The following is a 15215-nucleotide window of genomic DNA, read 5'->3' as shown; positions in this document are numbered from 1 at the left end:
ACTAAATATTTAACACCTTGGAACATGGTTCTTTCTCTAAAAGATAAGAATTAGAATATGCTTGATAAAGAAGTTTCTTCGCTTTCAAACACAACTTTCCCATCGTTTATTGTTAGTTCCACTTTAGTTTCGAGCACTTCACTTTCTGGAATACCAAATAGATTTCTGTCTAAAACCACAAGGTCAGCAAGTTTCCCCTCTTCTATTGTACCTAGCTCGTGCTCCCTGAAACATCCATGGGCTGAGCCATATGTATATGCTTGCAATGCCTCTGCCAAAGTGAGTTTTTGTTCAGGATGCCATGTGTTTTGTGGATCTCCGCTACTATCAACTCTTGTAATCGCAGTATATATTTGCCGCATTGGATTTAATGAGATGGAAACCGGAAAGTCTGTTCCTAAAGCTAAAGATGCATCTGTATTTAATAGCGACTTCGTCAGGAACACATTTTTTTCCCTTTCAGGACCTATTATTGAAGAATATACCTCTCTTGATGAAGCAGCCATGTGATCAGGCTGCATCGAGGCAATGACCCCCAGTTTTGAAAAACGTTCAATGTCATCCGAATCAATTACTTCAATATGCTCGACAGTATGCCTTGAGTCTCTTTTTCCATTCTTGCGTACAGCTTCTTCAAAAGCGTCTAAAGCTAAACGAATTGCCGCATCTCCAATAGCGTGAAACCTGATTCTAAATCCGAGTTCATCCGCTTTAACAACTCGATCGATCAATACTTCTGGATCTAGAGCTGGATGACCGCAAATATCCAATTGATCGGAGTAAGGTTTCAGGAAGTAAGCGGTATGACCGGTGACTGTTCCATCAACGAATTGCTTTAATCCTGAGAATTGCAGTTTCTTTGATACATATTTATTTCTCAGTATTTGAGCTTTGTCCAAATTGCCATCCAATTCAGGAGTGATATGAAATCTAGTCGTTAATTCTCCTTGCTTATCCAATTTCTCAAAAAGATCATAGTCTTGAAGGAAGTCATCTATTGGCGCAAACAAATCGTTTACAGAAGTAATTCCATATTGCGATAACAATCGTAAAAACTCTTTTAATATCGTTTCTTTTTTATTTTGTGTTAACCGTAATGCCTCTTTTAAAACGATTTGCTGGGCTTCTTCATATAAAATTCCAGTAAGTAAACCATTCTTATCTCTTTCATAGCGACCAAAATCCGGATCACGTATTTCCTCAGTAACTCCTGCTAATTCCATGGCCTTACTGTTCACCCATGTATAATGACCTTCAGCATGAAAAAGAACGACAGGACGATCTGGAATGACAGCGTCAAGAATTCTATAATGGGGCTCTTGTTTATCATGCCAATAACCTGCATCCCATTGCATGCCGATAATCCATCCTTCCTCAGGACATTCTTTAGAAAATTCCAGTACTTTTTCAGCCACTTCTTGAGCTGACCTGGCTTCAAATAAATTAATACTAGTTAAACTTAGTGCACTGAACATAATGTGGAGATGAAAATCATGAAATCCAGGCATAATCAATTGATTTCCATAGTTAAATACTTTTGTACCACTTCCTATAAAAGGTTCAATCTCTGCTTTTGATCCTACACTCAAAATTTTGTCACCTAAGATAGCTATTGCCCCAGACGTTGGCTCATGTGTAAGCCCTGTGAAAATAGCATCACTGGAAAGGACAATATCCGCTTTTTTAATAGTCATGGAGTTTACCTCTTTTCATTCAAAATAATAAAACAGTAACTGATCATTGCACGAGTTTCACATCGAATTCTTCTTTTTGCTCTGAAAAATTCAGTTCAGGAGGACGTTCCTTAAACATTTTTGTTAAGTACAATAAGTAAATGAACCCTACTGTCATCCATGTGATTCCTAATACTAATGAATGGATATCCAACTTTGTCATAAACAATATAGTTATGCCGGTGCCTATTAAGGGAAGAAGGAAATATAAAATGATACTCTTAGGAGATCTCTGCTTCTGTCTCACAAAATAATGGATAAGCACTGCAAGATTAACGAAAGTAAAAGCAAACAGTGCCCCAAAATTAATGAAAGAAGTAGCCGTTGCGATATCCAAAAATACGGCGCTCATTGCAACACAAGCAATGATCAAGATATTGAATATGGGCGTTTGAAATTTTGGAGAAACATATCCGAAAATCCGCTTAGGCAGAACATTATCTCTCCCCATTGCATACAAAATCCGGGCTCCGCTGCCTCCTGAAGCTATCGCAGAAGCAGTAGCGGATGTCACTACGACAGAAACAAACAAACTATTCAGAAAATTACCCCCGGTATAAATCATGATATCGACTATAGCTGTATCAGGGTTCTTAAAAGCATTGAAATTCGGGAAAATCGATTGTGCAAAATAGGTAGCTGCAACAAATAATAACCCTCCAATCAATGTCGTAGCATAAATGGCTTTAGGAAGTGTTTTTTTCGGATTTTTGGTCTCTTCTGCAAGTGTAGTAACCGCATCAAACCCAAGAAAACTAAAACATAATAAAGGTACAATCGAAAGCAGATTATTAATATTCACGTCTGGACTAAAAAAAGGATCTTTAGAAAACAACTCCCCGGTGCCTTTTCCTGCTAAAAGTCCATTTATGCAAAGCAGGCTGAAGATCATGATAAAAAGAAATTGAAATATCACCAAAAAGGTATTCACATTTGCAGCGACCTTAATTCCAAAAATATTAATCGTTGTCACAGCAATGATAAAAGAAATGATAACGGCAACGATAGGAATACCAGGGAAGTAAGCATTCACCATAATCCCAAAAAGTAAAGCGCTGATCATAGGACTGAAAAGATAATCCAATAAAATCACCCATCCTACCAGGAAACCAAGGTGTGAATTAATTCCTTTCTGCACAAAGGTATAAGCTGACCCGGTAGTGGGATATACCTGAACCATTTTTGCGTAACTATATGAAGTGGATAGCATGACAATTAACGCGATTATATATGCTGTCGGAATCATTCCATGGGTACGATCAATAGCGATGCCATATGTGCTAAAGACTGTCACTGGCGCCATAAAGGAAAGTCCAAATACAATTACATATCTTGTATTCAGTGAACGCTTAAGCTCGGGTAATCCTTTCATCGCAAAGAGCTGCCTCCTTTATTAAATAAATGGGCTGTTTTTAAGTTAAAGTGATTTTAATTATCTTCTTTCGCACCTAATGCTGCCAGGCTGGCAAATTCATGTACAAGTGTTGCCGCTAAAAGTGAAGTGATTTGACTGGGATCATATGAAGGCAGCACTTCAACCACGTCATATCCTATAAAGTTAAATCCAGTTAGGGAACGTATCATTTTTAATGTATCATAGCTGCTAAAACCACCAATTTCAGGTGTACCTGTTCCTGGGGCAAAAGAAGGATCAACGAAATCTATATCAAATGTCAAGAAACAAGGGGTGTTACCAATCGTTTTTCTAATCTCTTTCAAAACATCTTCAAATCCACGATTGGAAAGTTCACCAGTTGTAATCAGGCGATAACCTAAATCGAGGCTTGCCTGTAAATCTCCAGAGTGGTTTAGCGTGCCGCGGATTCCTATTTGAAACACTTTATCTTCCTGCAGTAAACCTTCTTCGTGGGCACGAATGAAAGGAGATCCGTGCCAATATTTTTCCTCATAATATGTATCCCAGGTATCTGTATGGGAATCAAAATGAATCATGGCTACTGGTCCATATACCTTTGCCGCAGCTCGTAAACTAGCTAAAGTAACAGAATGGTCTCCCCCTAATCCAATCGGTATGACCCCTTTGGACATCAATTCATGAATGGATTCCTTCATTAGCTCATAGCTTCGATGAATATTATGGGGAATAACAGGGATATCGCCAATATCAATGGCGTTCATTTGTTCAAAAGGATATACATTATGAATCGGATGATAGGGAAACAGGGTCATGGATGATTGGCGAATGGCTTGGGGAKCAAACCTGGCTCCTACCCGAAAAGACGCTGCTGTATCAAAAGGCATACCTACAATTGCCAGCTTTGCATCATGCTTTTGAGAAGGTAAACGCATAAAAGTCCCTGTTGTACAAAACTCTGGCTTTACATCTGGTGTAAGTGGATATTTCATAATTATCATCTCCTGGTTTTAAAAGTCTTCTGATATGATTTACAAATACATTTTGTAATCGCTTACAAACCATGATTCATTGAATTACTTTTTATGTCTAACACCTACTTTTTCGCACTATATTAACTAACGGTAGTTAGTATTAAACCAAATATAAACATAATTGTTAAAAAAGTCAAACTATTTTCCAAGGCGTTTTGTCTAAAAAAACGTTCAGTGATTCCGGAAATATGCTCCCTTTCCGCCGACTGTCTGCCAAGCCTCCTCGACGCAAGCGTCTGTGGGGTCTCGACTAGCCAGTATTTCGGCAGGAGTGTCGCAAATTTCCTCCATCCATTAAGGATTACTGAAAAAACCATGAAGGAGCATCTAGTCTTAAACTTGGTTCTAATGAGCCAGCATACGGTTTTTTCTTAAATTACATTTCAGGTGATTCTGGAAATACGCTCCCTTTCCGCCGACTGTCTGCCAAGCCTCCTCGACGCAAGCGTCTGTGGGGTCTCGACTASCCAGTWWYTCGGCAGGAGTGTCGCAWATTTCYTCCATCCATCAAGGGTTACTGTAAAAAACCATGAAGGAGCATCTAGTCTTAAACTTGGTTCTAATGAGCCAGCATACGATTTTTTCTTAAATTACATTTCAGGTGATGCCGGAAATACGCTCCCTTTCCGCCGACTGTCTGCCAAGCCTCCTCGACACAAGCGCCTGTGGGTCTCGACTAGCCAGTATTTCGGCAGGAGTGCCGCAAATTTCTTACATCCAATAAGGGTTATAGTAAAAAACATCAAGGCGCCTAGCCTTAAACATGGTTCTGATGAACCAGCATACGGTTTTTTCTTAAATTGCATTTCAGGTGATGCCGGAAATACGCTCCCTTTCCGCCGACTGCCTGCCAAGCCTCCTCGACGCAAGCATCTGTGGGGTCTCAGCTAGCCAGTTACTCGGCAGGAGTGTCGCAAATTTCTTACATCCTTTATGGATTACTGTAAAAAACCATGAAAGATCACCTAGTTGATTGGAACGAAAGGTGCGAGACTCCTGCGGGAAAAGCGCGTCGAGGGGAGACACCACAGGCGCAAGGCGCCGAGGAGGCTTCCCGACCGCCCGCGGAAAGCGAGTGCCTGTAGTGGAGATCGACGTCTAACTTGTACAAGTCCTAATAAAAGTAATAATTGTTACTTTAACGTCATTTTATTTTATTGATTGAACAACTACAATTAGCCTACCGTCCCCTCAAACAAAAACCGAAGTATTATCTATCATTTTCCCTGCTTCTTTTTCCTTCAAAATATATCGATGCCGCAAGAGCAATGATTGCAATTGATACAATGCCAGATAACCAAAATAAGTCCATATCCGTGAAATACCCTACTATATTAACCATGGAAAGCGCGAATATTAAAATTAGTGATAAAATATCCTTTTTGTTTTGTTTCCGTTTTTCAAAGAACAATCCCAGTATTTTTTCAACCATTCTAAAACACCTCCTTATTTTTCCACAATTAATACCGCATCTAAATTGTCACTTTTTATCGTAAGCTCAAACTGCGCGACGCAAAGCAGTTTTTTCCGTATCCTCATTTCCTTTATATTTCAAATTTCATGAGTATGAGCAGCCTTTAAATGTTCAAAATAAGATAAGGGCGGATCACTGATCATCAAGGGAAATAATAAAAAACAAAAAATATATTGAAATATCAATTTAATTTAGTTATAATACTGTACGGTCTTAGTATTACTGTTTATATAATTTTTAGAAAATTTAATAATTTTCTAAAATAGCAAATTTTGGTCGGAGGGTTTATTTTGTCTAATAAGGTTCCATCTTCATTTATAGTAGTGATTGGGTTCATGTTATTTGCCCTTTTCTTCGGTGCAGGGAATTTAATTTTCCCGCCAATGCTTGGTCAATCGGCAGGTACGAATATCTGGTCGGCTAATGCAGGGTTTTTGGTCACAGGAGTAGGATTACCGTTACTTGGTGTGCTGGCACTCGGTTTTTCTGGTAAAGATGACTTACAATCATTAGCAAGCCGTGTCCATCCAGTCTTTGGTATTATATTCACAACCATTCTTTATTTAGCCATTGGTCCATTATTCGCCATGCCTAGAACAGGTAACGTTTCTTTTGAGATCGGTGTAAAACCTTTTTTGCCTGAAGATCCAGGTCCATTGCCTTTACTTATTTTCACCATCATCTTTTTTACAGTTTCATGCCTTCTTTCGCTCAATCCCGCGAAAATTGTCGAAATTGTGGGGAAAGTTTTGACACCCATCAAGTTGACGTTCATTGGAATCCTGGTGGTAGTCGCTTTCGTTAATCCAATTGGAGATTTTGAAGCACCTGCCGAGCACTATATGGTTCAACCATTTTTCAACGGGTTCAGAGAAGGATATTTAACCATGGATACTCTTGCATCTTTTGTTTTTGGCATCATCATCATTAATGCCATCAAAGAAAAAGGTGCCAAAACAAAAAAACAAATCATGATCGTTTGTGGAAAAGCGACTGCCATTGCGGCGGTTATCCTTGCTACCATTTATACAGCTCTCTCTTATATGGGTGCTTCAAGCGTTGGGGAACTTGGACGCTTGGATAATGGAGGCATTATCTTGGCGAAAGTCYCGGATTACTACTTTGGATCATATGGTGGGCTATTATTGGGATTAATGATCACAGTAGCTTGTATTACGACGAGCGTAGGACTCATTACCTCTTGCTCGACGTACTTCCATAAACTATTTCCAAGTCTGCCTTACAAAACGATTGCCATAAGTTTATCCATTTTCAGTGCAATCATTGCCAATATTGGACTAACTGAGTTAATTGCCATTTCAGTACCGGTTATGACAGCCATTTATCCATTAGCCATTGTTTTGATCTTCCTAACATTTCTTCATTCCTTATTTAAGGGAAGACCTGAAGTTTATCAAGGCAGCTTACTTTTAACATTCATCGTCAGTCTATTTGATGGATTAAATGGAGCAGGTGTACACATTACATTCATCAATGATTTTTTCACTGCAATACTTCCTATGTATGAAGCTGGGCTTGGGTGGATCGTCCCTGCCATTGTTGGAGGATTCATCGGGTATGCAAGCAGCGTCTTAAAGTCGAAATTCGGTCATGATCACCAAATAGATTAAATGATATAAAGTCAGTCCAGGCATATAAACTGTAGACGAACTCGAGATAAGCGAGTTGAACTGCCCCGTAAATGTTAGACACCAAACTAACATTTACGGGGTGTTTTTTATGGCTAATTTTTCTGCCATAAAGGCAGCTCCAGACTGAAAGAAAAGCAAGTTTGTCTTCGGGTTCTTTATTTATTAAACATTCCTGTGGATAACGGTAAAAAACACTAAGGATAATCCAGTCCTGTTTTAAAATCATGGTTCGGGGTGAGACCATGTTGATAGCAGGGATAAAAACATCACATTTCTTTAATTTCACATTTATTCCGTAATTTCTTCAGCAATTGGAAAATCTGACCTCGATGATGTGATTCATGTTCAATCAAATGGTAAACGACCCATTCAGGTGTGACGTCATATTGATCAAGTACCCTCGGTTTACGCCAATCCGTCAGGTCCATCGTGCGGAAGTTTGAAAGAAATACCTCACGCACCTTATTGAGTCGGTAGAAATGTTCGTCCAATGTTTGTCCTTCAATATGATTTAGGGAGCCATCTTCAGCACGGCACCCTACTGGAAACAACGCGGATATTTCCGAATCCCATTCCGTAACAAGGACCTCTTCGTATAACCAATCTGCCTCTATCAGAGCGATGTGATATAACATCGAGCCAATCGTTTGCCTTTCATCGATTTTCGAATCGAGTATATTTTGGCTGATTCCAGTCAATTCCGATATAAGCGTACGGCGAACATCTTCTAAACACCATAGCCACCGCCCAATTTCCTCATCATAACCCGGTAATGCTGATACAAGCAATGCTCTTCTCTCCAACAAGACCATCCTCCTCTTCATGAACGTACATTCTATTTAAAAGTGTTGTTTCCTTCTTTTTAATGGAAAAATATCCTTTATGTCCGGACAAAAAGAGCAATCTTTTCGATTGCCCCTTTTCCAGGTTTTTCCGTTTATGTTATCGATATCGCAGATCGAAATTAGCTCCCCAAAAAAAGATTGGCTCTCATCTCCTCTGATATACGCCTGCCCTGTAAATAATCCTGTTCCCGTTCTTGTTCAACCATCATGCGTTGCTCCAGTTTTTGAGCATATTGTGCATAGCCGATTCCATGAGCCTGAAACATCGCTTTTTCCATTGCCGACGTGTACGTTAGTTCGAGAAAATTAATGAAGAATCAATCCTTCCCATAGTGAATTTCGTACTCATCTTATCATTGAAAGGGATAACTCACAAAGTTGCTATGGCTCCATATTCACTGATAATTCAGATTTTTTGACGACTGTTTCCATCTCCGTGTCCAAAAACGCCAAATTCCTCGGTCTTCCTCTAATTTCCTTTTTTTATTCACAAAAATAGCCTCATTTATTTTTAAGACAAATTAAAAATCCCATTAACAAACCTCTTGTTAATGGGATTGGATGTTTATTTATATGAACCGAATATTTCCTTTGCCAATTTTCGCCCAGTAGGAGTCGCAGCCAGGCCGCCTTCTGCCGTTTCACGAAGTGCAACCGGCATGGTCAATCCTATTTTATACATGGCATCGATCACTTCGTCACATGGAATGCGGCTCGTAATGCCCGCAAGTGCCATATCAGCTGCCGTTATTGCGTTGGATGCACCCATTGCGTTACGTTTCACGCAAGGAACTTCAACCAATCCAGCCACTGGGTCACAAACCAATCCAAGCATATTCTTCAAAGTGATCGCCATCGCTTCTGCCGCTTGGCTTGGTGTACCGCCGGCCAGTTCCACTATCGCAGCTGCGGCCATTCCGCTTGCCGAGCCCACTTCTGCTTGGCAGCCACCAGCCGCTCCAGAAATGGAAGCATTGTTTGCAACCACGAATCCGAAGGCAGCGGAAGTGAAAAGAAATTCAATCATCTCTGCCCGGGTCGGGTTCAATTTTTCTTTCACGGCAAATAATGTACCGGGCACAACACCCGCAGAACCTGCAGTCGGAGTGGCACAAATCATCCCCATTGCTGCATTCACTTCGTTCGTGGCAACAGCTTTACTGACGGCATCCAATAATAAATTACCTGCCAGTGCCTTGCCTGACTTGATATAATTTTGCAAAAGAACGGCATCTCCGCCCGTAAGGCCTGTCACGGATTGCACACCTTTCAGGCCTCTTTCCACCGCTTGTTCCATCACTGTCAAATTCCTGTCCATCTTTTCGATGATCTGTTCTCTCGACAGGCCTGAGAACTCCATTTCTTGTAAAATCATGATTTCCGCGATTTTCACATTTTTACTTTCAGCAAGTTCAACCAACTCTGCTACATTTCGGAACATGTTTTTACCTCCATATCTATGCCAGCACTTTTAATGATGATCATTCAACCATCCTTATGACTTGCGACACGTTTTCCAATCCTTCAATTTCCATCATGACATCGCTCTGGATTTTCTGATCGACTTCAATCACCATGAGGGCCATTTGGCCTTTTTCTTTTCGTGAGACTTCCATATGACCAATGTTAATTTCATGATTCGCCAATACGGTCGAAACGGAAGATATGATTCCAAACACATCGTTATGCACGACTAAAATGGCTGGGTTTTCCCCTGACAATTTGAGCTTGAATGTATTCAGCTCCGTTATTTCTATCGTTCCGCCGCCAATCGAGATCCCGACAAGTTCCAATTCCTTATCCTCGTCGAACAATCTGATTTTGACTGTATTAGGATGATCCATCACAGTATCCTCGATTGTAAAGGAAACGTCCATACCGGCTTCTTCCGCTATCGTTAAAGAGGCAGGGATTCGTTCATCATCCGTATCGAAATCCAAGATCCCGCCTACGACAGCAACATCCGTACCGTGTCCCCTGTATGTTTTTGCAAAAGAACCATATAAAGAAATAATCGCTTTCTTCGGTTGCTTTCCGAATAATGTCCTTGCTACTCTGCCAATTCTGGCAGCTCCTGCTGTATGTGAACTTGAAGGTCCAATCATGACGGGACCGATTATATCGAATGCAGATCTGTATTTCATCGTGTAATGCCCCATTTCTGGCAATAAATTTTTTAACCGTCTTTTAAAGTGAATGAAGATCAAAAAGCGGCATTATTACTATATTAAAATATTTTTATCATTTCTGCAATGAAAACCCTTTCATTGCATATCCCATATTAACATATATTACATAACATACCTACCAATATTTTTTTATTATTTAACTCAGAAATAATATTTGATTTTTCAGTATTTTAAGATAATTAACCTTTATCCTTTAAATTTGAAGAAAAAAAAAAAAAAGCAGCCTGGCGGCCACTTTTAATAAGGATGTTCCTAAACCAGCTGACCCAAAGCAATTCCTTCAACCGATCAGTACGGTTTGCATCTAATTTTATAACTAAGCTGATCGTAGCGGGTGTTCGTGACTCCTGCGGGAAAACGTGTCCAGGGGAGACTCCGCAGGCGCAAAGGCGCCGAGGAGGCTTCCCGGACCGCGCGGAAAGCGAGTGCCTGGAGTGGAAATCAACATTCAAATTGTACAAGCCATAAAAATAGACAAACTCGATTTCATCGAGTTTGTCTACAGTCTGAAAGCAGCCATCAGGCTGCTTTTCCCTTCGATCTCCGATTTAACTCGCCTTTTTTTCATCTCTGGATTCAGCGGCACCCCAAATTTCGGATGCCCATTCAGGATGGTCGATGAATGGATTGCGGTTATTTTGCCAATCCTGAATGACATCATTGCGATGGCTCTCGAAATCGTCGACTGGATCGAGCTCATTCCATTTCAAGAGTGTCGATAGCTTTCCATGAAGCGGCTTCGGATACGTATTGACTGTATCTGATAATTCAAGATCCAACTCGCCGTTTCCTTCATATCGGACGGCCATGTAAAATAGCATCCGTGCTATATCGCCTTTAACATGGTCTGGCGGCTCCCATGAATCTGAATCAAACTTACATTCACATCCACTATATGTTTGACCCCCCTCGTCGAAATCAAGGTGGCCCCGTTTTCCATTGACTGTCACATCAGCGGGACGGAGGTGATGAAGGTCTGTCCCGGGACCTTTGCTTGTCCCAAAATCACCGTGGGACTTTGCCCAAACATGTTCGCGGTTCCATTGTCCGGCATTGCCCCCATTCGCGTTCTCCGAGATCGATTTTCCAGAGTAAAGCAAGATGACATTCTGTTTGTTCACCGGATCTTCATCCGTTTCTTTAAGGGCATTCCACACTTGATCATAAGATAACATCGTATGGTCCTTAATTATCGAGTGCAGAACCGCTTTCAATTCCGTTCCCGTTTTTCCTGCCGCTGTTTCGTAATAAGCTTCAAGCGGCTTATCATTCGATACGGTCAACGTGAAACGGGCAACCGTTTCCGATAGCTGGTCCTCGGCCTTGACTGCGACAAGGTATGTTCCAGCTTCATTTGCAGGAAGCGTTAATGTCTGGCCGGTGACTGTACCGATAGTGGATGAAAAGGTCAGCTTATCCCCATCAGGATCTGAGAAGTGCTCACTTAAATCGATGGTGACCTTTGAACCGGCTTTCACTTCAAGATTTTCCAGTGTTTTCGTTAAGACGGGCGCATGATTTTCTTTAGGGTCGAAAGGGGAAGCAATTGCTTCCCCCTTGGAATCGACAAATTTGATATTCGTTGTGTCGACACCTTCTGTTACCGACCATTTCTGAACATTTTCAGCGCCTCTGATTTCTTTTACATGGGCATTATCAATGATGACTTCCTTCACCGCCATGCCGCCAAAATCAATGATTGCACCATCCTTATCCGGTTTAATCGTCACAGCAGCATTCTTCAGCCCAAGGCCTTTGAGTACAGCATATGAACCTTTTAACCAGATACCTTCTTCGATGCTGGATGTTTCGTCAATATCGATCAAAGCACTAGGTGAAGCAATCGTAAGTTTTTTTGTTATAACCTTTGTCAGATTATATGTTTTTTCTGGTGCGGGAGTTTCAACTCCGCCTGATTCAGATAAAATGGTTGAAATCAGTACGGGGTCATGATCACTAGCCCTTCCGTGAACTTCCATGAAGGATGAATTAATATGGACAATATCGACTTTTGTGGCCGCGGCCATATTATTCGATACCAGGATATGGTCCAGTACTTGTGAGTTGCCTTGATATGTGTAAGAATAACGTTTTTCAAAAGGGACTTTCTCGATCATATTGGTTAAATCCTTGCCCTTCAATGTTTTAAGCGGAGCCGAAAATTCAAAATCATTAAAGTCTCCAAGCAAGACGATATTCGCTTCGGCATCCTGTGACTTGATATCACTGACAAACCGATTGACGATCGAGGCAATTTGAAGCCTTTGCGTTTCACTTGAAAGGACAGGTGGCTGGTTTTTGCCGAATAACGGCTGGTCACCGCCCTTGGAATTGAAATGATTGGCCACCACCACTACGCTTTCGCCTTTAAATTCGAATTGAGCCGCTAAGGGCTTCCTGCTTGATTTGAAGGCGGGATCGGCAGGCTCGATTCGTCCAGGGTTCAAGGTGAGTTTTCCATCTTTGAAAGCCACGGCCTGTGTTGCCGTCCCTTTCGTTCCTTCAGTCAATTTGACACGGTCGACATTATATAAAAAGCCTACACGTATATTCCCGCCAGGTGCACCGCCATCAAGTTTATCTTCCGGAGCGATATCGATGTATTGATATTGCGGTCCGCCCAGCTCTTTTATTTTGTCGGTTAACATCTTGGCACTTTGGGCAGAATCGGTTGTCCCGCTATCTGTTGCCCCATCGTTATCCTGCATTTCAGTTACCCCGATGATATCGGGTTGTTTAAGATTGGCAATGATGGATGTTGCGATCGTTTCAACTTTCGAATTAGCGGTTTGAGTGGAGAAATTCTCTATATTATAGGAAGCGATCGATAGCTCATCAGCATCCTTCTCTAAAGATGTCACTTCCCGGACCGCACCGCCATCCTTTAACTCAGGCAGCTTAGCTTTATCCGTCACTACCCTATAGTTGCTATATCCATAGCTGATTACACCGGTAACMGGGCTTTCAAAGAAATCACCCGTTTTGGCTGCAAATGATTCATCATTTATATCCAGGGTAATTCTTTCAGGGTTGAAATCCATTTCCGTTATTTTGACGCCTCCAACTGCAGTCGTCGTTTCCATATTCCCTGGGATCACGACCAATTCACCATAGTCTTGGGGAGCAACCACTTTCGGGTTATATACTTCTACAAGCATTCCTTCCAGACTCTCGTAGAAATCAATACCGTCTTCACCCGGATTAAAATCTGTCAATCTATCATCATCAATGTTCTCAGACGGCGGAATGACATCCTTTCCGATGACGATCGGTTCTGGCATCGATGCAGTGCCAAGCTTTTCAATCGTCGTATTGGTCAATTCAGTTGTTGGCAGATCCGTCGTTTTCATTTCAGCGTATCCTTCGATATACCATTCGGCGACTTTACCTGCCACTTTGACATGATCGCCCGCTTTTAGGCCATGCGCTTTGTTATACACAAGTATTCCCTCGGAAGTCGTTAAGTCCTTATCCGGGTTGGGATCTTGCATGTAAAAGTTATTCGCATCTTTTACATAAGTGACGACACCTTCCACACCTGAGACGAGTTGAGTTTCATAAGATGAAAAATGATTCATCCCCTGAATGTCACGAATCTTCACTTCAGTGGTTTTGTTAACGGTATAGGCAAATGTGAAAACTTCCGATGTCTTGTCGTTGACAGCGATTGCCTTGATGACCGTATCTTTCGTTAAAATGATAGGTTCTGTGTACACAGCACTTGAAGACGTTGGTGCGGATCCATCCAGCGTATAATGGATTTTCGCTCCTTCCCAACCAGATTCAAGTGATACCTTTGTATTTTCACTAACCGTACCAGGGAAAATATCCGTGTAAACGGCCGGTTTGTTCACCAGTTCATAATCTTCAATACCACGCGGCTTCAACTGGTACGTGTCATTGAACCTCGATCCGATTCCGGTTACGGAAATGACATCCCCTGCTTTAAAGCTTTTCACGAAATCTTCATAGCTCGAACCGGTCCGGTTATCATGGCGAACGATGACGGATTTCCCTTCAATATCTTCCGCTTTGAATTCGAATGTTCCGTATGTGCCCGATGGGGCCAATTCTGTAATGGTCGCCTTATCGATAGTGACCAGCTCACCTTGTGTATCCTCATTTACCCCTGAGGCATCAATCTTTTGGATTACAGGAAGTTCATTATCAGAAGATACGACTTCAAGGGAAGTTGGTTGGATTTGTAATTCCTTATTATAAGCGGATACTTGTCCGATTAATCTAACCTTATCCCCTTGCTTTACTTCCGCAGGCCACGAAGAACCATAAACATATAGCCCTGCCGTTTCATCTTGGATATAAAAACCTTTTCCTCCCCAATAACCAAGTCCCGTCGTGACCACCCCATCGACCTGCACGACATCTTCCGTATTCGTGCGCGCCTCGGCAATGGAATCAAGAACCTTCACATCAGGCTGTTCAGGTGTTGTTCCCCCATCAGTGATGATCGTGAAATCCGTTGCGGATTTCAGGCCGGGTACTGAAAAGTACTTTTCCAGCTTCCCCGTAATCGTCACCTGCGCTTTAAGTAATTCCGGATGTTCGACCAAATTCAAGGCCGTTCGGATACTTCCGGCCGGAAGCTGAACAGGCATGATTTTCTTAACATCCGTTTCATCCGGACTATCGGCAATGCCTATGTTCGTACTTTCAGTAAAAGGCGATGTTTGTTGATAGCTTGTACCGCTTTTAGCTGTACCGACGATATATCCCTTCACCGTCGCCGTTCCGCTGTTATTATTAATCGCTTCCACGACCGATATTGTCCCTTCGGCATTTGCTGCGGCTGCATTTGGCAGAACCGTTGACAGTACGATCAGTATGGCAAAGAAAAGCTTGCTTATCCCGTTCTTCTTCAAGATCTCAACCCCTCCAACTTTTTTCCATAGGCT

10 protein-coding genes are annotated in these 15215 nt (G+C 41.7%); 1 reads left to right on the top strand and 9 read right to left on the bottom strand.

Features of this window, described 5'->3' with window-relative positions:
* Nucleotides 1-50: 50 nt before the first annotated feature.
* The 4 genes from AC1DVB_RS05125 to AC1DVB_RS05110 all read right to left on the bottom strand — a co-directional run bounded on the left by AC1DVB_RS05125 (nt 51) and on the right by AC1DVB_RS05110 (nt 5574).
* Entirely contained in the window at nt 51-1694 is a 1644-nt protein-coding gene (locus tag AC1DVB_RS05125) for an amidohydrolase (protein ID WP_477588412.1), read from the bottom strand.
* A gap of 43 nt (nt 1695-1737) precedes the next feature.
* The gene (locus AC1DVB_RS05120; protein WP_477588410.1) at nt 1738-3105 is read right to left on the bottom strand and encodes an APC family permease; all 1368 of its coding nucleotides are present in this window, start codon (nt 3103-3105) and stop codon (nt 1738-1740) included.
* A 56-nt stretch (nt 3106-3161) separates the two neighbouring features.
* Nucleotides 3162-4100 carry an agmatinase gene (gene speB, locus AC1DVB_RS05115; RefSeq protein WP_477588408.1) on the bottom strand — a complete coding sequence of 313 codons (939 nt, stop codon included), beginning with the start codon at nt 4098-4100 and terminating at the stop codon, nt 3162-3164.
* Between the two features lie 1252 nt (nt 4101-5352).
* Nucleotides 5353-5574, bottom strand: coding sequence for a hypothetical protein (locus AC1DVB_RS05110; protein ID WP_477588406.1), 222 nt, complete (start codon nt 5572-5574; stop codon nt 5353-5355).
* Nucleotides 5575-5906: 332 nt separating this feature from the next.
* Between AC1DVB_RS05110 and brnQ the strand changes: the two genes are divergently transcribed.
* Entirely contained in the window at nt 5907-7247 is a 1341-nt protein-coding gene (gene brnQ, locus AC1DVB_RS05105; RefSeq protein ID WP_477588404.1) for a branched-chain amino acid transport system II carrier protein, read from the top strand.
* A 287-nt stretch (nt 7248-7534) separates the two neighbouring features.
* Here the strand turns inward: brnQ and AC1DVB_RS05100 are convergent, their stop codons facing one another.
* The 5 genes from AC1DVB_RS05100 to AC1DVB_RS05080 all read right to left on the bottom strand — a co-directional run bounded on the left by AC1DVB_RS05100 (nt 7535) and on the right by AC1DVB_RS05080 (nt 15182).
* Nucleotides 7535-8074: a DinB family protein gene (locus AC1DVB_RS05100; RefSeq protein WP_239859513.1), complete on the bottom strand. Its 540-nt coding sequence runs from the start codon at nt 8072-8074 to the stop codon at nt 7535-7537.
* Between the two features lie 158 nt (nt 8075-8232).
* On the bottom strand, nt 8233-8379 hold the full coding sequence (locus AC1DVB_RS05095) for a YuzK family famiily protein (protein ID WP_162489976.1): 147 nt from the start codon (nt 8377-8379) through the stop codon (nt 8233-8235).
* Between the two features lie 299 nt (nt 8380-8678).
* Entirely contained in the window at nt 8679-9554 is an 876-nt protein-coding gene (sdaAA, locus tag AC1DVB_RS05090) for an L-serine ammonia-lyase, iron-sulfur-dependent, subunit alpha (protein ID WP_053536547.1), read from the bottom strand.
* A gap of 40 nt (nt 9555-9594) precedes the next feature.
* On the bottom strand, nt 9595-10257 hold the full coding sequence (gene sdaAB / locus AC1DVB_RS05085) for an L-serine ammonia-lyase, iron-sulfur-dependent subunit beta (protein ID WP_034310833.1): 663 nt from the start codon (nt 10255-10257) through the stop codon (nt 9595-9597).
* Between the two features lie 593 nt (nt 10258-10850).
* Complete coding sequence (locus AC1DVB_RS05080; protein ID WP_477588401.1) at nt 10851-15182, bottom strand: endonuclease; 4332 nt, start codon at nt 15180-15182, stop codon at nt 10851-10853.
* Nucleotides 15183-15215 lie beyond the last annotated feature (33 nt).

The sequence above is a fragment of the Peribacillus sp. P4_D6 genome (genome assembly GCF_056401795.1).
The sequence above is the reverse complement of the archived record's forward strand: the minus strand, read 5'-3'. Positions and strand labels throughout refer to the sequence as shown.